This is a genomic window from Rhizobium terricola (assembly GCF_012927355.1).
GTDB classification, from domain to species: Bacteria; Pseudomonadota; Alphaproteobacteria; order Rhizobiales; family Rhizobiaceae; genus Allorhizobium; species Allorhizobium terricola.
This window is the reverse complement of record NZ_JABBGK010000003.1, coordinates 439,249-459,200: the sequence shown is the minus strand read 5'-3', so window position 1 is coordinate 459,200 and position 19,952 is coordinate 439,249. Positions and strand designations below refer to the sequence as shown.

Sequence of the window (19,952 nt, the reverse complement as noted above, 5' to 3'; positions counted from 1 at the left end):
AATTCAAGAATCTTTCCAGAAAATTGCTAACCGATTGCCCACGATGCAAACTTGATCTGCGTCAAGCTGAATCGAAAAAGGACGGCCGTGGCCGCCCTTTCCCGGAATAGGCGATCAGCCCGCGATCAAGAGGCCGCAACGGCCCGCTTCGCCATCACTTTCACGAGATTGGCGCGATACTCGGCCGTCGCATGCAGATCGGACATCAGGTCCGTCGGATCGACGTTCACCCCGGCCAACGCCCCGGGCGACCAGTCGCCGGCAAGTGCCGCCTCAAGTCCTTCATGGCGGAAAACACCACCCGAACCCGCCCCGGTCACGGCAACCCGAACGCCCGCAGCCCCCTTTGAGACGAAGACACCGGTCATCGCGAATCGCGAGGCCGGGTTTGCGAACTTCGCATAGCCAGCCCTTTCCGGCGCGGTGAAGCGCACGGCGGTGATGATCTCGTCCTCGTCGAGCGCCGTCTCGAACAGGCCGACGAAGAAATCGTCGGCCGCGATCTCGCGGCGGTCGGTGACGATCGTCGCCCCGAGGCCCAGCATGGCAGCCGGATAATCGGCGGCCGGATCGTCATTGGCGATAGAACCGCCGATCGTGCCGAGATGGCGAACATGCGGATCGCCGATCAGCGAGGCGAGATGGCAGATCGCAGGGCAGACCGCACGGATGGCCGCCGAGCCGGCAACCTCCGCATGGGTGACCGCGGCACCGATCGTCACGGCGCGACCCTCGACCGAGATCGTCTTGAGGGCCGGCACGTGGCGCAGGTCGACGAGGTCGGAGGGCTGGGCGAGACGCTGTTTCAGCGTTGCGACCAGCGTCTGGCCGCCGGCGACATACTTGCCGTCGGCAGCACCCGACAGCAGCTTGCCGGCGTCTTCCACCGAGGATGCACGATGATAGGTGGTCGAATAGGGATACATGGTCGTCCTCCCGTTACTCGGCGGCCTGCATTGCCGACCAGACGGCAAGCGGGGTGGCTGGCATGTTGAGGTTGTTGTTGCCGATGGCGTCGGTGATGGCGTTGATCAGCGCCGGCGGAGAGCCGATGGCACCGGCCTCGCCGCAGCCCTTGATGCCGAGCGGGTTGCCCGGGCACGGGGTGTTCTGGTGCGACACCTGGAAGGACGGCAGATCGTCGGCGCGCGGCATGGCATAATCCATGTAGCTCGCCGTCAGCAGTTGGCCGTTGGAGGGATCGTAGCGCACCCCTTCGAGCAGCGCCTGGCCGATACCCTGGGCGATGCCGCCGTGAACCTGGCCCTCGACGATCATCGGATTGATGATGTTGCCGAAGTCGTCGGCCGCGACGAACTGGATGATGTCGGTCTTGCCGGTCTCCGGATCGACCTCCACTTCGCAGATGTAGCAGCCGGCGGGGAAGGTGAAGTTGGACGGGTCGTAGAAGGCCCCTTCCTTCAGCCCCGGCTCCATGCCGCCCGGCAGGTTGTGGGCGGTGTAGGCGGCAAGGGCAACCTGGAACCACGGTACCGTCTTGTCGGTGCCGGCGACCTTCAGCTCGCCGTTTTCGATGACGATGTCGCTCTCGTCCGCTTCCATCAGATGCGCGGCGATCTTCTTGGCCTTGGCCTCGACCTTGTCGAGAGCCTTGACGATCGCCGACATGCCGACGGCGCCGGAACGGGACCCGTAGGTGCCCATGCCCATCTGCACCTTGTCGGTGTCGCCATGGACGATCGAGACATTGTCGATCGGCACGCCGAGGCGGTCCGATACCAGCTGGGCGAAGGTGGTCTCGTGGCCCTGGCCGTGGCTGTGCGAGCCGGTCAGAACCTCGACGGTGCCCACGGCATTGACCCGGACCTCGGCCGATTCCCAGAGACCGACCCCGGCGCCAAGCGAACCGACGGCCGCCGACGGCGCGATGCCGCAGGCCTCGATGTAACAGCTCATGCCGATGCCGCGCTTGCGGCCGCGGGCGGCTGCTTCCGCCTTGCGGGCCGGGAAGCCGTTCCAGTCCGAGGCGGACATCGCGGCTTCAAGCGAGGCGTCGTAGTCGCCGGCGTCGTAGCACATGATCACGGGCGTCTGGTACGGGAAGGTGCGAACGAAGTTCTTGCGGCGCAGCTCTGCCGGCGAGATGCCAAGTTCGCGGGCCGCCGTCTCGACGGTGCGCTCCAGTAGATAGGTCGCCTCCGGACGCCCGGCACCACGATAGGCATCGACCGGCACGGTATTGGTATAGACGGTCCGCACATTGGCGTGGATCGCCGGGATCGCATACTGGCCCGAGAGCAGCGTCGCGTAGAGATAGGTCGGCACCGAAGACGAGAAGAGCGACATATAGGCGCCGAGATTGGCGATCGTGTCGACCTTCAGCCCGATGATCTTGTGGTCCTTGTCGAAGGCCATCTTCACCTTCGACACGTGATCACGGCCATGGGCATCGGTGAGGAAGGCTTCGGTGCGGTCGGACGTCCACTTCACGGGGACACCCGTCTTCTTCGAGGCCCACAGGCAGACGATCTCTTCGGGGTAGATGTAGATCTTCGAGCCGAAGCCGCCGCCGACATCCGGCGCGATGACGCGCAGCTTGTTTTCCGGCGCGACATTGTAGAAGGCGCTCATCACCAGCCGCGCGACATGCGGATTCTGCGAAGTCGTGTAGCAGGTGTAGTGATCCTCGGCCGTGTCGTAGATGCCGAGCGTGGCGCGCGGCTCCATCGGGTTGGGCGAGAGACGGTTGTTGTGGATCTCGATCTCGGTCACGTGCGCGGCAGAGGCAATCGCCCGGTCGGCAGCGGAACTGTCGCCGATCTCCCAGTCGAAGATCAGGTTGCCCGGTGCCTCGGGATGGATCTGCGGCGCGCCGGACTTGAGAGCCTCGGTCGCCTGCGTCACGACAGGCAGTTCTTCATAGTCGACCACCACGGCTTCAGCGGCATCGCGCGCCTCACCCACGCTGTCGGCGACGACGATTGCCACCGCATCGCCGACATAGCGGACGGTGTCGTGCGCCAGCGGACGCCAGGCGCCCATCTTCATCGGCGTGCCGTCCTTGGAATGGATCATCCAGCCGCAGATGATGTTGCCGATCCCGTCGGCCAGCAGCTGCTTGCCCTCGAGCACGTCGATCACGCCGGGCATGGCCTTGGCGGCGGAGATGTCGACATTCTTGATCCTGGCGTGCGCATAGGGCGACCGCACGAAGTAGGCGAATTTCATGCCCGGAACGACCATGTCGTCCGTATACCGACCCTTGCCGGTCAGGAAGCGCTTGTCTTCCTTGCGCGTGACGCGCGCACCGATTCCTTCAACACCCATGATTTCCTCCCGATGGGGTTTCGGTCCGGCATCCAGTCGCGAAAAGTCCTCTGTCGCGACGTCAAGCCGGAGGACGACTGGTTATTCGGCAGCCTGGCGTCCGCCATGCATCTCGGCATTGGCGGAAAGGACGGCCTTGACGATGTTGTGATAGCCGGTGCAACGACAGATGTTGCCTTCGAGCTCGTGGCGCACGGTGGCTTCGTCGAGATGTCCGCCGTGGCGGTTGATCATGTCGACCGCCGTCATGACCATGCCGGGCGTGCAGAAGCCGCACTGCAGGCCGTGATGTTCCTTGAACGCCGCCTGGACCGGGTGCAGCTCGCCATTGCTGGCAAGCCCTTCGATCGTGGTGATCGCCGAGCCGGACGCCTGGACGGCCAGGATCGAACAGCTCTTCACGGATTTGCCGTCCATGTGCACAACGCAGGAACCGCATTGCGTGGTATCGCAACCGACGTGCGTTCCGGTCAGCCCAAGCTTTTCGCGAATGAAATGGACGAGCAGGGTACGATCCTCGCACTCCCCGCTCACTGTCCGGCCGTTCACCGTCAGCGTTACTTTTGCCATATTGTTCCTCCTCGTGTCTCTCCCGGACACATGAGCTATCATTTGACTTTTTCACTGCACGATCAACCGGTACTTTGGGGTCGGACGGAATTTTTATCTTTCGCGCCGCAGCATAGATTCCGCCTCTACTGTGACGCAGCGCACAGTCCTTTCTGGAGCGGCGCATTCGACTTTCAATTCCGTGGACTTTCCCGAATTGCCGGCTATTCTGGGCGCGCGACCGCCCAGTGGAGACGCACCCGGCGTCCTGGCGGAGAAAACATGGACCGGCGAACCCGGCCGCGTAAAACAGTGGAGAGAAAAATCATGAAGAAAGCTCTTGTGCTCGCTCTGATCGGCCTGTCGGTCGCCGGCTGCACCCAGACCGAAAAGGGCGCCGCAATCGGCGCCGCTTCGGGCGCGATCATCGGCGGCGCCATCACCGGCGACGTCCGCGGGGCGGCTGTCGGCGCGGCAATCGGTGGCGTCTCCGGCGCCGTAATCGGCAACGTCGCCGACCAGCCCGGCCAGTGCTACTACCGCGACCGCTACGGCCGCCGCTACGTCGACAGCTGCCCGCGCGGCTACTGATTTTCGGCCGAAATACGGTCCCGGCGTTCGCGCCGGGACTCGTTTCGCGAGCATTTTTCTAAAAAAGATATCCCTTTTGGCGCGTTTGCGTTTAAACTCGGTCCAGCTGGCGGGATGCCCTGCCGAGCTACCGATTGCAACGAGCCAAGCTGCGCATGCCGTGTAAACCGATAGCACCGAAGATCAGTACTGCGTTTCGGCGATCCGGCACCGCACTCGGGCTCGGTCTCGCGCTCGCATTGTCCCCCGCCCTCGCCCATCAGGCCTTCGCCTTCAAGATTTTCGGCATCACGCTCTTCGGCGAAGACGAGGCGACGAACGAAGTCATCGATCCCGTTCGATACGATGTCACCCTCGACACCGACGGCGCCGACAAGGATCTCGCCGATGCGCTCGAGCGAAGTTCGCTGCTGGTTCAGGGAGAAGAAGCCCCCGTTTCGGGAGACCTCGGCCTCGTCATCAAGGCACGCGACGATCGCGACCGGCTGATCGCCACGCTTTACGAAAACGCACGCTATGCCGGCGTCGTCCGGGTGCTCGTCGACGGTCGCGACATCGACAATCTTCCGCCCAACCCGACTTTTCCCCGCTCCGGCCAGATCCCGGTGACGGTTCGCGTCGACCCCGGCCCCGCCTTCACACTCGGCAAGGTGACGCTCGAAGGCGATGCGGCGGGCATCGATCCCGGCGCCTACGATCTCGCACCCGGCAATCCGGCGGGTTCGCTGGTGATCCTCAAGGCGGGCGGCAGGATCGTCGACGACCTGAAAGCGGAGGGTCGTCCGCTTGCCGAACTGACACGGCGCGATGTGGTTGCCGATCACGAGACCAACACGGTCGACGTCGTGCTCGCGGTCGACGCAGGCCCGGTCGCCCCGATCGGCGAGGTGACGGTCAAGGGTGCACGCAAGGTCGATGCCGAGTTCATCCGCCGCTATTCCCGCCTGCGTGAAGGACAGCCCTACTCCCCGGAACAATTGAAGAAGGCCGCTGAGCGCCTCCGCGCGCTCGGGGTCTTTTCCAGCGTGACGATCAACGAGGCAGACACGCTTTCGGCCGATGGCGACCTGCCGCTCGGCATCGTGGTGGCCGAAGGCAAGCAGCGCTATTTCGGCATCGGCGCCAGCGTCTCCTCGATCGACGGACTGGGCCTCGAGGGCTATTGGGGCCACCGCAATCTCTTCGGCCGGGCGGAATCGCTGCGGCTGGAAGGCAAGGTCGGTGGGTTGGGCGATTTCAGCAGCGTCCAGGATCTCGACTACTCGGCAGGTGTCACTTTCATCAAGCCGGGCGCCTTCTTCCCGTCTGCCACCCTGGAAGCGAGTATCAAGGGCGCTACGCTCACCACCGAGTCCTATGATGCCGCCTCCGTGATCGGCAAGGTGGCCCTCGCTTACGAGATCACCGACTATGACAAGGTCAGCGGGGGCGTGTCACTCTCCTACGACGACATCGACGACGCCTTCGGCAACAACAATTACCTTACCTTCGGCCTGCCGATCACCTATGCGCGGGACACCCGCGACAACAAGCTCAATCCGACCGAAGGCCTGAACGCGACGCTGAGTGCGATCCCGAGCTACGAAATCCTCGGCGAGACCTTCTTCTCTTCCTTCGAAGGGTCGGTTTCCGGCTATTACGGGATCGGCGCCGAGGACCGCATTGTTCTTGCCGCCAGGGTTTCCGCCGGGGTTCTGGTCGGCGCGGGCGATCTCGAGGCCCTGCCCGCAACCCGCCGCTTCTTTGCCGGCGGCGGCGGCTCCGTGCGTGGCTATGCCTATCAGGAAATCTCGCCCTACAACGCGGCCGGCGACGCGACGGGCGGACGCGCCTATGCGCTCGGCTCCTTCGAGGCGCGCATCGCCGTCACCGACAAGATCGGCATCGTGCCCTTCCTCGACATTGGTTCGGTGACTGCCGCGAATTATCCCGATTTCTCGGATATGCGCATGGGCGCGGGCCTCGGCCTGCGATACCAGACGCCGTTCGGCCCGCTGCGCCTTGATGTAGCCATGCCGCTCGACCGCTACGAAGGCGGCAGCACCTATGGCATCTATGCCGGCATTGGTCAGAGCTTCTGAGCGTAGACCGGAAAGACGACGGGAGCCCGCATGCAGCTGCTGAAACGCCTCATCAAACATGCCTTGCGCATTATCGCCCTGGTGTTCGGCGGCGCCCTGGTTGTTGGCGTAGCGGTATTCCTGATTGCCGGCTTTACGGCCGCCGGCGGCAATTTCGTCGCCCGCCAGGTGGCCGCCATGCTGTCGACCCCCGACCGCCGCATCACTATCGAGAATGCCGGGCCACTGCTCGGCGGAGAACTGCGCGTCGGTGCGATCGCGCTCGCTGATACAGAGGGGCGCTATGCCGAAATCCGCGACCTGGCCATGGACTGGTCGCCACTCGACCTGCTGGATAGCCGGTTGACGGCGTCCCGTCTTGCCGCCAGTTCCGTCCGGATCGATCGCGCTCCCGTCACGACCGCCGTACCGGCCGAGACGGATGAAAGCGGCTTCTCGTTGCCGGTCGAACTGGACATCGGGGCGATCGACCTGCCGCGCGTCGAGTTGGGCGCGGCTCTCGCCACCCGCGATATGCTGCTGTCCGTGACAGGAGCAGGCCAAGCCGTAAGCGAACGCATCGCGGCGCAGATCGCCGTCAAGCGCGCCGATGCGCCTGAGGCTGGCGTGACCGCGGATCTCGTCTATGCCCCGGCGGACAACCGCCTTCGGCTAACCGGTGAACTGAACGAACCGCAGGGCGGCATGGTCGCCGGTCTTCTCAAGCTGCCCGGCGCACCTGCACTTCGTATCGGCGTTGATGGCGACGGTCAGCTGAACGATTGGAAGGGCACGGTGACGGCCGACGTCGATGGCCGCCCGACCCTTGCCGTGGAAGCCACCCACCGCCTCGCCGCCGGGCTGCGCAGCATCACCGCGAAAGGCGGCGGCCGCTTCGACGCGCTGCTGCCGCCGACCGTTCGCCCGCTCTTCGACGGAGAAACCGTCATCGATCTCGCCGCGAGTATCGACCGCAACGGCGCGGTGACGATCGAGACCGGCAACGTCGCGACCGCGGCGCTCGATCTTGCAGCGTCGGGACGGTACGATCCGAAGGGCAACAACGACCTCAAGGCCCGTCTCGTCGGCAAGACGGAACCGGTTCCCATCAGCTGGACGAGCGGCGAAGACACGATCTCCGCCGCCATCGAAAGCCTCTCGCTTGCGATCAGCGGCCCGGCCAAGTCAGCGTCCGTTGACCTGAAGGCACGGCTTGCCACGCTGACGCATCCGCAGGGCGAGCTTTCGGGCGTGAACGTCGCGGTGGCAAGCAACACCTTCGACCTCTCGACCCGAACCGGTCCCCTCGCAGCGACCATCGCGGTTGCCGGAGGAGCGCTTGCCAATCCCGAACTCGATCGCATCATCAAGGCTCCACTGACGGTCAAGGCACCCTTGTCGATCGCCAGCGACAGCCTTGCCTTCGACGGCGCCAGCATCGAAAGCCCGACGATCGGCGGCACGGCGAGCGGCCGTTACGGGCTGGAGACAAAGGCTCTCGAAACCACGTTCGAACTGTTCGCCGTGCCGGCGGTGCTGCCGGACAGCGTGGCTGCCAAGTTCGAGGGCATGATCGGCCTTTCCGGCAAACTCGACTACGCATTGCCGCGCCAGATCGCGCTCAGCAACCTCAAGATCACGACCGGCCTCGGCGATGTTACCGGATCCGCAAACCTCGCGGCCGACGACACGCTGGTCGCCGACCTGAAGGGTCACATCGCCAAGCTGGAAGTTCTCGCCGCCAATATCTCGGGCAGCGCCGATTTTGCTCTCACGGCGACCGGTCCGCTCGATGCGCTGGCGGCCCAGCTCTCCCTTCGTTCGGAAGAGGCCGTGGCCGCAGGGCGTAACTTGGAGGACCTCATAGTCGAGATTGCGGGCACGGCGGACAGGTCTGCGCCCAAGGGCACCCTTCGCATGTCGGGCAAACTCGACGGCCAGCCGATCGAAGGCACCGCGGACCTCGTCGCGGAAGGCGGCCGTTCGGCCATTCCGGCGCTGAAGATTGCTGCCGGAACAAACCGGATCGAAGGCGCGCTTGCCTTTTCACCGGCCTTCCTGCCGAGCGGAAAGCTCACCTTCGACCTGCCCGAGGTCGGCCTGCTTGCCGCCCTTGCCGGCCAGACTGCGGCAGGCGACCTGAAGGGCGACATCGTGCTCACCGAGACCGACGGCAGGCTTTCCGCCGATGTGAAAGCGAGCGGCTCGGTGTTGACGCGCGATACCCTGTCCGTCACCGAGCCCAAGATTGGCCTTTCAATCTCGGACCTCGCCCGTTTTTCCGCCGAAGGAACGATCGCGGCCTCCGCCATTTCGGTCGGGAACAACCGCGTCGAAGCCCTGAAACTCGGCTTCACGCGCGAGGGTTCGAACACCGCTTTCTCCCTTGACGGACGTTATGACGGAGCACCGCTCGTCGCGCGGGGACGGTTGGAGCAGGATGCCGGCGCGATGCGGATTGCGCTCGACCAGCTTTCGGCCGCTCCTCGCCGCATTCCCCTGAAGCTCGCCAAGCCCGCCGCGGTCAGGGTCGCGAACGGCAAGGTGGACGTCGAGACGGCGACGATCACGGCCGGGTCGGGCACGGTCGACATCAAGGGCGGAGCCGGCGAGACCCTGGACCTCGTCGCGACGCTACGAAACCTACCGGCATCGCTAGCCTCCACCGTCGCACCGTCCATTGCGCCGGAAGGCGCGATCTCCGGCGACATCACCATCAAAGGCACGCCCGCCGCCCCCGTCGTCGCCTACAATCTCGACTGGGCGAACGCCGCTGCCGCGCCGACCCGCTCGGCAGGGCTGGAGGCTTTCTCGATCACGGCCAAGGGCGATTTCCGCGACGGCAGGCTTTCGCTCGACGGGCGCGCCAGCGGACAATCGGGCCTGACGCTTTCCGGAGGAGGAACGCTGGCGATATCCGGGGATCGGCCGATCGCGATGAAATTCGCCGGAAACCTGCCATTCGCGGCACTGAACGGGCTGCTGGGCCGACAGGGTTTCGTGCTCGAAGGCAAGGCCAATGCCGATGTCACACTTTCGGGCGGGCTCGGCAAGCCGCAAATCACCGGCACCGTGCGCACCGCAGGAGCACGCTTGATCGACGTGCGCCGCAACCTCGCAATCGAAGACTTGACCGCGACGGTAACGCTCGAGGGCAACCGCGCCTCGGTCACGGGGCTGGTCGGCAAGCTCGCGAGCGGCGGACGGATTTCCGGCGGCGGAACGATCGACATCCTCTCGCCGGGCATGCCGGCAGACATTGCGATCACGCTGGACAAGGCCGTCTATGTCGACGGCACGATGGTCGCCAGCACTGCCGACGGCCAGCTGACCTTGAAGGGCCCGCTCTTGTCGGCACCCGTGCTTGCCGGGACGGTCAATCTGACCAAGACAGCGATCACCATTCCCGAACGCCTGCCGACGAGCCTCTCGGAACTCGACATCAAGCACCGGAACGCTCCTGGCAAGGTGCAAACCCAGATGGCCAGGATCACCAAGACCGAGCGCCACGGCAGTCAGTCGACGATCGGCCTGGACCTGACCGTATCGTCGCCGACCCAGATTTTCGTGCGCGGCCGCGGCATCGATGCGGAGCTCGGCGGGACGGTCAGCGTCACGGGCAATGCCCAGTCGCCGAACGTCGCCGGCGCCTTCGAGCTGAGACGCGGTCGCCTCTCCGTGCTCACCAAGCGCATGCAATTCACCAGCGGCACGATCACCTTCGGCGGCGGCCTGATTCCGATCCTCGACATGGAGGCGACGACGACCTCGGGCTCGACGACGATCACCATCACCATCTCGGGCTTCGCAAATGATCCGACGGTTTCCTTCTCCTCCTCGCCCGCGCTGCCGCAGGACGAAATCCTCGCACAGCTGATCTTCGGCCAGTCGATGTCGCGGCTCTCGGCACTGCAGATCGCCCAGCTTGCCGACGCTGCGGCCCAGCTCGCCGGCGGCCGTTCGACGTCGCTGTTCGAGGCCCTGCGCTCGACGCTCGGCGTCGACGACCTCGACATCTCGACCGACGAGACCGGCCAGGCCAAGGTGAGCGCCGGCAAGTATCTCAACGACCGCACCTATATCGAGCTGCAGCAGGGCGGAACCGGCCAAACGAAGGCGGTGATCAATCTCGACATCGGCCGCGGCGTGAAGCTCAAGGGCGAAGCCGGCGCAGAAGGGGCCGGCGGCGGGATCTTCTATGAGAAGGAATACTGAGCCCCGCCAGCGGGCTCCACTGATCGTCAGCTGACCTTGCTGGTCTTCAGCAGAATGCTCGACTCGGTCGTATTGATCCCTTCGATCAGGCGGATACGCCGCAGGGTCTCGTCGAAGGCCGCGAGATCGCGATCCTCGAGCTCGGCAATGAAGTCCCAGCGACCATTGGTGCTGTGCAGCGCCCGCACCTGCGGCAGGCCGCGCAGCTGGTGGGCGACGCGGTCGGCGAACTTCCCCACCACCTCGATCATCACGATGGCCCTGACCCCTGCGGGGCGAATCTCGCTGCCGGTGCGGATGGTGAAGGCGGCAATCGTTCCGTCGGCCACCATCCGCTCGATGCGTGCGGCAATCGTCGCGCGTGAGGCGCCGGTCATCGCTGCAAGTGAGGAGGCGGGAATGCGCGCGTTGTGGCGCAGGGCACTGAGGATATCGCGGTCCAGATCGTCCATATCTACACTTCGTCAGAACATGCCGGCGTTTTGCCCAATTTAACTGACTTTCCGATTATTTTCCATCTTTTTGCAGACGCGCGCTTTGAAGATGATCCTTGCTCATGCACGAGGAGATCTTGATGAAAGAGAAGACGAAGGCCGCCACCCTGATCGGCGTCCCCCTTGAGGAAGGTTCGGGCCGCGGCGGCTGCGCCATGGGCCCGGCGGCGCTGCGCATTGCCGGCATTGGCCAGGCACTCGGCGAGCTGGGCTACCGCGTCGCCGACGCCGGCGACCTTCGCCCTGCGCCCGCCACCGACCTCGGGCAAAACCCTAAGGCTCATCATCTTCCGATCGTCGGCGCCTTCACCCGTGCGATCGAAGAGGAGACCTACCGTACGGCGGGCGGCGGTTCGATGCCGGTGCTGCTGGGCGGCGACCACAGCCTGTCGATGGGCAGCGTGTCCGGCATGGCGCGCCACGCCAGCAACATTGGCCGGCCGCTCTTCGTCTTGTGGCTCGATGCCCATGCCGACTTCAACACGCCGACGACCTCGCCCTCCGGCAACATTCACGGCATGCCTGTCGCGTTCTACTGCGGCAAGGCGGAGTTCGCGCCGATCCTGCCCGCCGACCGGCCCTTCGTCGATCCCCGCCATGTCTACCAGGTCGGTATCCGCTCGGTGGACGAGGAAGAGCGCCAGGCGATCGCCGAAAACGGCGTGAACGTCTTCGACATGCGTGCCATCGACGAGGAAGGCATCGGCGCCATCATGCGGCGCATCATCGCCGACGTGTCCCGTGCCAACGGCCTGCTCCACGTCAGCCTCGACGTCGATTTCCTCGATCCGGACGTGGCGCCGGGCGTGGGCACCACCGTGCCCGGCGGCGCGACCTTCCGCGAGGCGCACCTGATCATGGAAATGCTGCATGACAGCGGCCTTGTCTCGTCGCTCGATCTCGTCGAGCTCAACCCCTTCCTCGATGATCGCGGCAAGAGCGCCCGCGTCATCGTCGAGCTGGCAGCGAGCCTCTTCGGCCGCCGCATTCTCGACCGCCCCACACGCGCCGCCTGAAACAGACCGAGGATCAAACGATGTCGAACGCAGCAGACCTCATCGCCACCGAACAGCGCCTCGGCGCCCACAACTACAAGCCTCTCGACGTCGTCCTGACCCGTGGTCAGGGCGTCCATGTCTGGGACAGCGACGGCAAGCAGTATCTCGATTGCCTGTCGGCCTATTCCGCCGTCAACCAGGGGCATTGCCATCCGCGCATCCTGGCCGCAATGACCGAGCAGGCGTCGAAGCTGACGCTTACCTCCCGCGCCTTCCGCAACGACCAGCTCGCGCTGCTCTATGAAGAACTGGCGGCGCTGACGGGCTCGCACAAGATCCTGCCGATGAATTCGGGCGCGGAGGCGGTCGAAACCGCCATCAAGGCCGTACGCAAATGGGGCTACGAGACGAAGGGCGTGCCGGAAGGCAAGGCCGAGATCATCGTCTGCTCCGGCAATTTCCACGGCCGCACGCTGAGCATCGTCTCCTTCTCGACCGATCCGGATGCGCGCGGCGGGTTCGGGCCTTTCACTTCCGGCTTCCGCACCGTGCCTTTCGGCGATGCTCAGGCCTTCGAGGATGCGCTCAACGAGAATACGGTCGCCGCACTCATCGAGCCGATCCAGGGTGAAGCCGGCGTCGTCATCCCGCCGGCCGGCTATCTGCGGCGCGTCCGCGAACTGTGCACGGAAAAGAACATCACGCTGATCCTCGACGAGATCCAGACCGGTCTCGGCCGCACCGGCAAGCTGCTCGCCGAAGAGCATGAAGGCATCGAGGCCGACGTGACGCTGATCGGCAAGGCCCTGTCCGGCGGCTTCTATCCCGTCTCGGCGGTGCTTTCCAATTCGGAGGTTCTCGGTGTGCTGAAGCCGGGCCAGCACGGCTCGACCTTCGGCGGCAACCCGCTCGCCTGCGCGATCGCCCGCGAGGCCCTCAAGGTCCTGGTCGAGGAGAAGATGGTCGAGAATTCCGCGGAAATGGGCGCCTATTTCCTGGAAGGGCTGAAATCGATCCGTTCGAACATCATTCGCGATGTCCGCGGCCGCGGCCTGATGCTGGCCGTCGAGCTCGATCCCGAAGCCGGCGGCGCGCGCCAGTACTGCTATGCACTGAAAGATGCCGGCCTGCTCGCCAAGGACACCCATGTCGACACGATCCGGCTCGCTCCGCCGCTGGTGATCACCCGCGACCAGGTCGACTGGGCGCTGGAACGGATCGACACGGTGCTGGCGAAGGGCCCTGCGACACATTGATGCGACGCCTGCCATCGATCACTCGATAAGGGGCCGGCATCCGCCGGCCCTATACCCCCAGAAGATCGGCACTGTATTCACTATTACTTTAGGCTGAACTTTGAAAGTACTTCGCGCTATAAGGCGCAGAAATGCGTTTATTCAATATCGTTTATGACCCCTTAACTTTTCCTCCCTAAATTTTGGGGGGAAGCAAGCGCTCTAGACCGTTTCGGCATAGCGACGCTCGGCTTTGCGAAGATTTGGCAACGAACGGCGCGGGTATCGTTTCGAAAACCGAGCGCAAATTTGGGGGTGAACGTGGGCATGACACTATTTGGCTCGGATGCAAAGGCGATCTTGGCCGCTATGAGTAAATCCCAAGCAATTATCGAATTCGATCTGAGCGGCAATATTCTGACCGCCAATGAAAATTTCTGTCGTGCGCTGGGTTATGAACTGTCGGAGATCAAAGGCAAGCATCACCGGATGTTCTGCGATCCTGCCTATACTGCGACGCAAGAATACAAGGACTTTTGGGCCTCGCTGGCCGCCGGCCGGTTCGACGCCCGCGAGTACAAGCGGATCACCAAGACCGGCAAGGACGTCTGGATCCAGGCCTCCTACAACCCGGTCTTCAGCGGGGGAAAACCTTACAAGGTTATCAAGTTCGCAACCGACATCACCGCGGCTAAACTCAAGGCGGCCGAGGATGCGGGTAAGCTCGCCGCAGTGTCCAGAGCTCAAGCCGTGATCGAATTCACCACGACGGGCGAGGTCCTGACGGCGAACGACAATTTCCTCAATACGCTCGGCTACAGCCTCGGGGAGATCCAAGGCAAGCACCATGCTATGTTCTGCGAACCAGCCTACACACAGAGCGCCGACTACCAGCGCTTCTGGCAGAAACTCGCCGCCGGCGAATTCGTCGCAGAGGAATTCAAGCGCATCGGCAAGGGTGGCAAGGTGGTCTGGATCCAGGCTTCCTACAATCCGATCTTTGACATGAACGGCAAGGTCTTCAAGGTCGTCAAGTTCGCCACCGATGTCACCGAGCGCGTCCGCTCGGTCGATGATGTGGCGGTCGGCCTCACCGCGCTTGCAGACGGCGACCTCACGGTTCGGATCGATCACCCGCTCCTGCCGAGCCTGGACCGCCTGCGCATCGACTTCAACAACTCGCTGGACAAGCTCCAGGCGACGATGAGCACGGTCGGCGACAATACCAATGCGATCGCCGCCGGTTCGCGAGAGATCCAGTCGGCCTCCGACGACCTGGCCAAGCGCACCGAGCAGCAGGCCGCAGCTGTGGAAGAAACCGCAGCCGCGCTGGAAGAGATCACCCAGACGGTCAGCGACAGCTCCAAGCGGGCCGAGGAAGCAGGCTCGCTCGTGGCGAGAACCAAGGCCGGCGCGGAGAAATCCGGGGAAGTGGTCAAGAGCGCCATCGACGCCATGGGCCAGATCGAAGCGTCCTCCCGCGAGATATCCAACATCATCGGCGTGATCGACGACATTGCCTTCCAGACCAACCTGCTGGCGCTGAATGCCGGTGTCGAAGCCGCCCGCGCTGGAGAAGCCGGCAAGGGCTTTGCCGTCGTCGCCCAGGAGGTTCGCGAACTGGCCCAGCGGTCCGCCAATGCGGCGAAGGAGATCAAGGCGCTGATCACCACGTCCGGCGAACAGGTCCGCAACGGCGTCACCCTGGTCGGCCAGACCGGCAAGGCGCTCGAGCAGATTGTCACGGAAGTTAAGGACATCAACCTGAACGTCATCGCCATCGTCGAAGCGTCCCGTGAGCAGGCGACCGGTCTGCAGGAGATCAACAAGGCGGTCAACGCCATGGACCAGAACACGCAGCACAATGCCGCGATGGTCGAGGAGACGACCGCTGCCAGCCACAGCCTTGCCAGGGAAGCCGAAACCCTTCGCAATCTCCTGGCTCAGTTTAGATTTGGGCAACACTCTTCGAATACAGTAACTGTAGCGCGTCCTGATGCCAGACCTGTCGCATCCCCGGCACGCAAACTCATGGCAAAGGTCGCTCGCGCCGCTACCGGTGGCGCTGCAACCGCCCAGGCACAGGAAAGTTGGGAAGAATTTTAATGGCGACGACGATCAACTCGACAAGCTTCAACGGTGAAACCCTCGAAATCATCGCTTTCCGGCTGCATGATCAGGAGTTCTGCGTAAAGACCACGACCATCCGCGAAATCCGCGGCTGGGCACCGTCCACGCCGATCCCGCACGCACCTGCCGACGTCATCGGCGTGATGAACCTGCGCGGTTCGGTGATCCCGATCATCGACCTGGCCTACAAGCTCGGCATGAAGAGCACGGTCGCCAACGAACGCTCCGCGATCGTCGTTGCCGAAGTGCACAACATGGTCATCGGCATGCTGGTCGACCGCGTCTCGGACATCCTGACGATCCCTTCGAGCCAGGTTCAGCCGGTTCCCGAAATTTCGGCTTCCTTCGACAAGTCGTTCTCCGAAGGCATCATCGCCAACGAACACGGCATGATCTGCTTCCTGAACCTCGCTAAGATGTTCAAGGGAACGGAGATTGAGGACCTGGCGGCCTGACGCTCGTCCCTCCGGATCTCGGCAAGGATTGAAAGCCCCCCGCATCGCCGGGGGGTTTTTCGTTTCTGCAAATCTTTGCTTTTTAGAAAATACAAAAATTCACCAGCAAAATTAGACGATTGTTAAGTCTGCGATCGCCATCATTGCGTGTATTCGCATCTCTCCTGACCGGATGAACCGGCGGAAGCGCGATGACGGCGGGGAAGGCACCGGTCGGTGAGATCGGGCCAAAGGGTGAGACAATGGGACTGTTTGCAGGCAAGGACCACAAGAACGTGCATGCTGCGCTTTCCAAGTCGCAGGCTTTCATCGAATTCGATCTGAACGGCAAGATTCTCGATGCAAACGAGAACTTCTGCAGCGCGCTTGGCTACCGGCGCGACGAAATCATCGGTCAACATCACCGCATGTTCTGTGAACAGGCCTACGCGGAATCCGCCGAATACAAGCGGTTCTGGAATGACCTCGCCGCCGGCAGGTTCGACGCCCGCGAGTACAAGCGCCTCGGCAAGGGCGGCAAGGAAATCTGGATCCAGGCGTCCTACAACCCGGTATTTTCCGGCGGCAAGCCCTACAAGGTCGTCAAGATCGCCACCGACATCACGGAAGCCAAGCGGCGTGCACTCGAAGACGCCAACAAGATCAGCGCGATCTCGCGCTCGCAAGCCGTCATCGAATTCACCCCGACGGGCGAAATCCTGTCCGCCAACGAGAATTTCTGCCAGGCCACGGGTTATGCCCTGTCCGAGATCGTCGGCCGTCATCACAGCATGTTCTGCGAACCGGAATATGTGGCGTCCCCGGCCTACAAGGCTTTCTGGGGTGATCTCGCCCAGGGCCGCTTCCTTGCCAACGAATTCGTCCGCTACGGCAAGGGTGGCCGCGAGGTCTGGATCCAGGCGACCTACAATCCGATCCACGACCTTTCCGGACAGGTCTACAAGGTGGTGAAGTTCGCGACCGACGTCACTCCCCGCATGAGCGCCATCAACGCGCTCGGGGAAGCCCTGACCGCAGTAGCCGACGGTGACCTCACACAGTGCCTGCAGCAGGCCTTCGTTCCGACGATGGAGAAGGTCCGGGCCGACTTCAACGCGGCGATCGCCAAGTTGCGCGCCGCCATGCAGACGGTGGCGGGAAATGCAGAAGGCATTGCCTCGGCCGCCGCTGAGGTTCGCGAGGCCTCCGACGACCTCGCCAAGCGTACGGAACGCCAGGCGGCAGCGCTCGAGGAGGCTGCCGCAGCACTGGAGGAGATCACCACCACCGTCGCCGATGCCAGCCAGCGGGCCGATGAGGCTGGTCGCCTGGTCGGAGAGACGCGCCGAAGCGCCCAGTCCTCGGGTCAAATCGTTGAGCAGGCGATCGAGGCGATGAGCCGCATCGAGCAGTCCTCGGGCCAGATCACCAGCATTATCGGCGTGATCGACGACATCGCCTTCCAGACCAATCTCCTCGCTCTCAACGCAGGCGTCGAGGCGGCCCGTGCCGGTGAAGCCGGCAAGGGCTTCGCTGTCGTGGCACAGGAGGTTCGCGAGCTCGCGCAACGCTCGGCCGGCGCGGCGAAGGAGATCAAGACACTGATCCACACCTCGGGCGAACAGGTGTCATCAGGCGTTTCACTCGTCGGCAAGACGGGTGCGGCGCTTAGCGAGATCGTCTCGCGCGTCGGCGAGATCGACCTGAACGTCAACGCCATCATGGGTGCCGCCCGCGAACAGGCCGCTAGCCTTCGCGAGATCAGCCACTCGGTCAATCAGATGGACCAGGCAACGCAGAAGAACGCCGCGATGGTCGAGGAGACGACGGCAGCCAGCCACGGACTGGCACGGGAGGCCGACAGCCTTCACGGTCTGCTGCGGGAATTTCGTATCGACGCCGCGGGGCACAAACGCCGGATCGCCGCGGCCGCCTGAGCACCCGCTCGGGCACGATGAAAAAGGCGGCTTGCGCCGCCTTTTTCCCTTTCGGATTGGAAGGCCGGCCCTCAACCGAAGAGCACGAAGGTCTTCTGCAGGGTGATCCAGATACCCCAGAGGATCGGCAGGCCGACCACCGCCCAGGCGAGCGCCGCCCTGCCGTCGAGACCGCCCTTGCCGATGCCGAACGAGCCGGTCGGACCGGCCGAGGCAGCCTTTGTCTTCGCCTGCAGCCCCGCAACTTCCTCGTCCGACATGAACCACTTGTCCGAGAGCGGACGGACGAGGAAATTGGCGACCAGCCCGAGAGCCAGCATGCCTGCCAGGATATACATCGTGAAGTCGTAGACCTGTGCGCGCGGAATGCCCGCGGCGATCTGCGCCTCGCGGATGTAGTTGACGACAACCGGCCCGATGATGCCGGCGGTCGCCCAGGCGGTCAGCAACCGACCATGAATGGCGCCGACGAACTGGGTCCCGAAGATGTCCGCCAGATAGGCCGGTATGGTGGCGAAGCCGCCGCCATACATCGACAGGATAATGCAGAGCGCCGCGACAAAGAAAACCTTGCTGCCGATGCCGGCGGCCCAGGGAGCGGAAGCGTAGAGCACGATGCCGAGCAGGAAGAAGACGTAATAGGTGTTCTTGCGGCCGATCTTGTCGGACAGCGAAGCCCAGAAGAAGCGGCCACCGATGTTGAAGAGCGACAAGAGCCCCGTGAAGCCTGCGGCAATGGCGGCGATCGCGGTGAGTTGTTCCTTGCTGAGGTCGGCGAACTTCAGTTCCGGCAGGCCGATCAGCGAACCGGCGAAGATCTCCTGCAGCATGGGCGAGGCCATGCCGATGACACCGATGCCGGCCGACACGTTGAGACAGAGAACCGCCCAGATCAGCCAGAACTGCGGCGTCTTGTGCGCGTCCTTCAGATGGACGTGACCGTGAGTGATCATCGCGTTGCTGGTAGTTTTCGGCGTCCAGCCCTCAGGCAGCCAGCCGGCCGGCGGAATGCGGTAGCCGAAGGCGCCACCCATCATGAAGACGAAATAGATGCCGGCCATCACCACGAAGGTCTGCCAGACACCGACGGAGGCCTCGCCCTTGAAGGTATTCATCAGCATGTCGGCCAGCGGCGCACCGATCATCGCGCCACCGCCGAAGCCCATGATCGCCATGCCGGTCGCCATGCCGCGGCGGTCGGGGAACCACTTGATCAGCGTCGAGACCGGCGAGATATAGCCGAGACCGAGGCCGATGCCGCCGATCACGCCGGCGCCCAGCCACATCAGCCAGAGCTGGTGGGTCATCACGCCGAGCGCTGCGATCAGGATGCCGCCGCACCAGCAGCAGGCCGAAACGAAACCGGCCCGCCGCGGACCGACCCTCTCCAGCCAGCCGCCCCAGATTGCGGCCGACGAGCCGAGCAGCACGAAGAACAGGGTATAGATCCACCCGAGGTCGCTGACCCGCCAGTCACAGCTGGTCGTGAAGAGGGCGGAAGCGAGCGTCAGGTCCGGACACGCGACCGACTGGCTGATGCCGAGCGACTTGGTGAGCGGCAGCCAGAACACGGAAAACCCGTAGGCCATGCCGATGCAGAGATGAATGGAGAGCGCCGCCGGCGGCACGAGCCATCGATTGAAACCGGGTTTGGCAATGATGCGTTCGCGGTCAAGAAGGCCGGTGCCTTCGTATCCGCCCGTCAAGGTTTCTGTAGCAGACATATGTGCAATCCTCCCTTCCATCGGCCATGCCGATGGTGCCTGTTCCAGACCGTCAAGATGGCGGCGGCAGCCCGTCCTTTTCCCCGGACGCTGCGCCAACCTGGCCGGCCACTCCTGAAGCAGCAAAGCGCCACTTCCTCCCCGCACCGAACGCATCCCTCCTCGGGCATCTGCGGCGACCGGTGACGCAGGACAGGGAGCAACCCGCATGCCAATCGGGTGGCTTTCGTCTTTTCAATGGCTTAAGTGATTGGGGAAAGCTCGTGACGGACAGAATGTCCGGTTTCGCGGGACAAA

General features: G+C 63.8%; 13 protein-coding genes. 8 read left to right on the top strand and 5 right to left on the bottom strand.

Features of this window, described 5'->3' with window-relative positions; translation table 11 throughout:
* Window positions 1-125 precede the first annotated feature (125 nt).
* The 3 genes from HHL25_RS17115 to HHL25_RS17105 all read right to left on the bottom strand — a co-directional run bounded on the left by HHL25_RS17115 (window position 126) and on the right by HHL25_RS17105 (window position 3,858).
* The gene (locus HHL25_RS17115) at window positions 126-926 is read right to left on the bottom strand and encodes an FAD binding domain-containing protein (protein WP_169593822.1); all 801 of its coding nucleotides are present in this window, start codon (window positions 924-926) and stop codon (window positions 126-128) included.
* A gap of 13 nt (window positions 927-939) precedes the next feature.
* Window positions 940-3,288 carry a xanthine dehydrogenase family protein molybdopterin-binding subunit gene (locus HHL25_RS17110; protein ID WP_169593820.1) on the bottom strand — a complete coding sequence of 783 codons (2,349 nt, stop codon included), beginning with the start codon at window positions 3,286-3,288 and terminating at the stop codon, window positions 940-942.
* A gap of 81 nt (window positions 3,289-3,369) precedes the next feature.
* Window positions 3,370-3,858: a (2Fe-2S)-binding protein gene (locus HHL25_RS17105; protein ID WP_169593818.1), complete on the bottom strand. Its 489-nt coding sequence runs from the start codon at window positions 3,856-3,858 to the stop codon at window positions 3,370-3,372.
* 306 nt (window positions 3,859-4,164) lie between these two features.
* Here HHL25_RS17105 and HHL25_RS17100 point away from each other — a divergent pair, with 306 nt between their 5' ends.
* The 3 genes from HHL25_RS17100 to HHL25_RS17090 all read left to right on the top strand — a co-directional run bounded on the left by HHL25_RS17100 (window position 4,165) and on the right by HHL25_RS17090 (window position 10,703).
* Window positions 4,165-4,428 carry a YMGG-like glycine zipper-containing protein gene (locus HHL25_RS17100; RefSeq protein WP_169593816.1) on the top strand — a complete coding sequence of 88 codons (264 nt, stop codon included), beginning with the start codon at window positions 4,165-4,167 and terminating at the stop codon, window positions 4,426-4,428.
* Window positions 4,429-4,583: 155 nt separating this feature from the next.
* Window positions 4,584-6,509 carry an autotransporter assembly complex protein TamA gene (locus HHL25_RS17095; RefSeq protein WP_169593814.1) on the top strand — a complete coding sequence of 642 codons (1,926 nt, stop codon included), beginning with the start codon at window positions 4,584-4,586 and terminating at the stop codon, window positions 6,507-6,509.
* A 30-nt stretch (window positions 6,510-6,539) separates the two neighbouring features.
* Complete coding sequence (locus HHL25_RS17090) at window positions 6,540-10,703, top strand: translocation/assembly module TamB domain-containing protein (protein WP_169593812.1); 4,164 nt, start codon at window positions 6,540-6,542, stop codon at window positions 10,701-10,703.
* A 26-nt stretch (window positions 10,704-10,729) separates the two neighbouring features.
* On the opposite strand, the gene HHL25_RS17085 is transcribed toward HHL25_RS17090, so the two are convergent.
* Window positions 10,730-11,155 (bottom strand): Lrp/AsnC family transcriptional regulator, encoded by a 426-nt coding sequence (locus HHL25_RS17085; RefSeq protein ID WP_169593810.1) that lies wholly within the window; start codon window positions 11,153-11,155, stop codon window positions 10,730-10,732.
* Between the two features lie 122 nt (window positions 11,156-11,277).
* On the opposite strand from HHL25_RS17085, the gene rocF reads away from it, so the two are divergent.
* The 5 genes from rocF (at window position 11,278) to HHL25_RS17060 (ending at window position 17,931) form a co-directional block, all read left to right on the top strand.
* Window positions 11,278-12,213 carry an arginase gene (rocF, locus tag HHL25_RS17080; RefSeq protein WP_169593808.1) on the top strand — a complete coding sequence of 312 codons (936 nt, stop codon included), beginning with the start codon at window positions 11,278-11,280 and terminating at the stop codon, window positions 12,211-12,213.
* A gap of 20 nt (window positions 12,214-12,233) precedes the next feature.
* Window positions 12,234-13,451: an ornithine--oxo-acid transaminase gene (gene rocD / locus HHL25_RS17075; RefSeq protein ID WP_169593806.1), complete on the top strand. Its 1,218-nt coding sequence runs from the start codon at window positions 12,234-12,236 to the stop codon at window positions 13,449-13,451.
* Between the two features lie 306 nt (window positions 13,452-13,757).
* Window positions 13,758-15,536, top strand: a complete 1,779-nt coding sequence (locus HHL25_RS17070; protein ID WP_169593804.1) for a methyl-accepting chemotaxis protein — start codon at window positions 13,758-13,760, stop codon at window positions 15,534-15,536.
* A complete protein-coding gene (locus HHL25_RS17065; RefSeq protein ID WP_169593802.1) occupies window positions 15,536-16,015 on the top strand; it encodes a chemotaxis protein CheW in 480 nt (159 codons plus the stop codon). Before HHL25_RS17070 ends, HHL25_RS17065 begins: the two co-directional genes overlap by 1 nt.
* A 242-nt stretch (window positions 16,016-16,257) precedes the next feature.
* Window positions 16,258-17,931: a methyl-accepting chemotaxis protein gene (locus HHL25_RS17060; protein WP_169593800.1), complete on the top strand. Its 1,674-nt coding sequence runs from the start codon at window positions 16,258-16,260 to the stop codon at window positions 17,929-17,931.
* A 71-nt stretch (window positions 17,932-18,002) separates the two neighbouring features.
* Here the strand turns inward: HHL25_RS17060 and HHL25_RS17055 are convergent, their stop codons facing one another.
* A complete protein-coding gene (locus HHL25_RS17055) occupies window positions 18,003-19,655 on the bottom strand; it encodes an OFA family MFS transporter (RefSeq protein ID WP_169593798.1) in 1,653 nt (550 codons plus the stop codon).
* Window positions 19,656-19,952: the final 297 nt, after the last annotated feature.

Bases quoted from the DNA above. Each gene is read 5' to 3' on its own strand.
- HHL25_RS17055 (WP_169593798.1), bottom strand. From the start codon at position 19,655: ATGTCTGCTACAGAAACCTTGACGGGCGGATACGAAGGCACCGGCCTT.
- HHL25_RS17100 (WP_169593816.1), top strand. From the start codon at position 4,165: ATGAAGAAAGCTCTTGTGCTCGCTCTGATCGGCCTGTCGGTCGCCGGC.
- HHL25_RS17110 (WP_169593820.1), bottom strand. From the start codon at position 3,288: ATGGGTGTTGAAGGAATCGGTGCGCGCGTCACGCGCAAGGAAGACAAG.
- HHL25_RS17115 (WP_169593822.1), bottom strand. From the start codon at position 926: ATGTATCCCTATTCGACCACCTATCATCGTGCATCCTCGGTGGAAGAC.
- HHL25_RS17070 (WP_169593804.1), top strand. From the start codon at position 13,758: ATGACACTATTTGGCTCGGATGCAAAGGCGATCTTGGCCGCTATGAGT.
- HHL25_RS17090 (WP_169593812.1), top strand. From the start codon at position 6,540: ATGCAGCTGCTGAAACGCCTCATCAAACATGCCTTGCGCATTATCGCC.
- HHL25_RS17085 (WP_169593810.1), bottom strand. From the start codon at position 11,155: ATGGACGATCTGGACCGCGATATCCTCAGTGCCCTGCGCCACAACGCG.
- rocD (WP_169593806.1), top strand. From the start codon at position 12,234: ATGTCGAACGCAGCAGACCTCATCGCCACCGAACAGCGCCTCGGCGCC.
- HHL25_RS17105 (WP_169593818.1), bottom strand. From the start codon at position 3,858: ATGGCAAAAGTAACGCTGACGGTGAACGGCCGGACAGTGAGCGGGGAG.
- HHL25_RS17065 (WP_169593802.1), top strand. From the start codon at position 15,536: ATGGCGACGACGATCAACTCGACAAGCTTCAACGGTGAAACCCTCGAA.
- HHL25_RS17095 (WP_169593814.1), top strand. From the start codon at position 4,584: ATGCCGTGTAAACCGATAGCACCGAAGATCAGTACTGCGTTTCGGCGA.
- rocF (WP_169593808.1), top strand. From the start codon at position 11,278: ATGAAAGAGAAGACGAAGGCCGCCACCCTGATCGGCGTCCCCCTTGAG.
- HHL25_RS17060 (WP_169593800.1), top strand. From the start codon at position 16,258: ATGGGACTGTTTGCAGGCAAGGACCACAAGAACGTGCATGCTGCGCTT.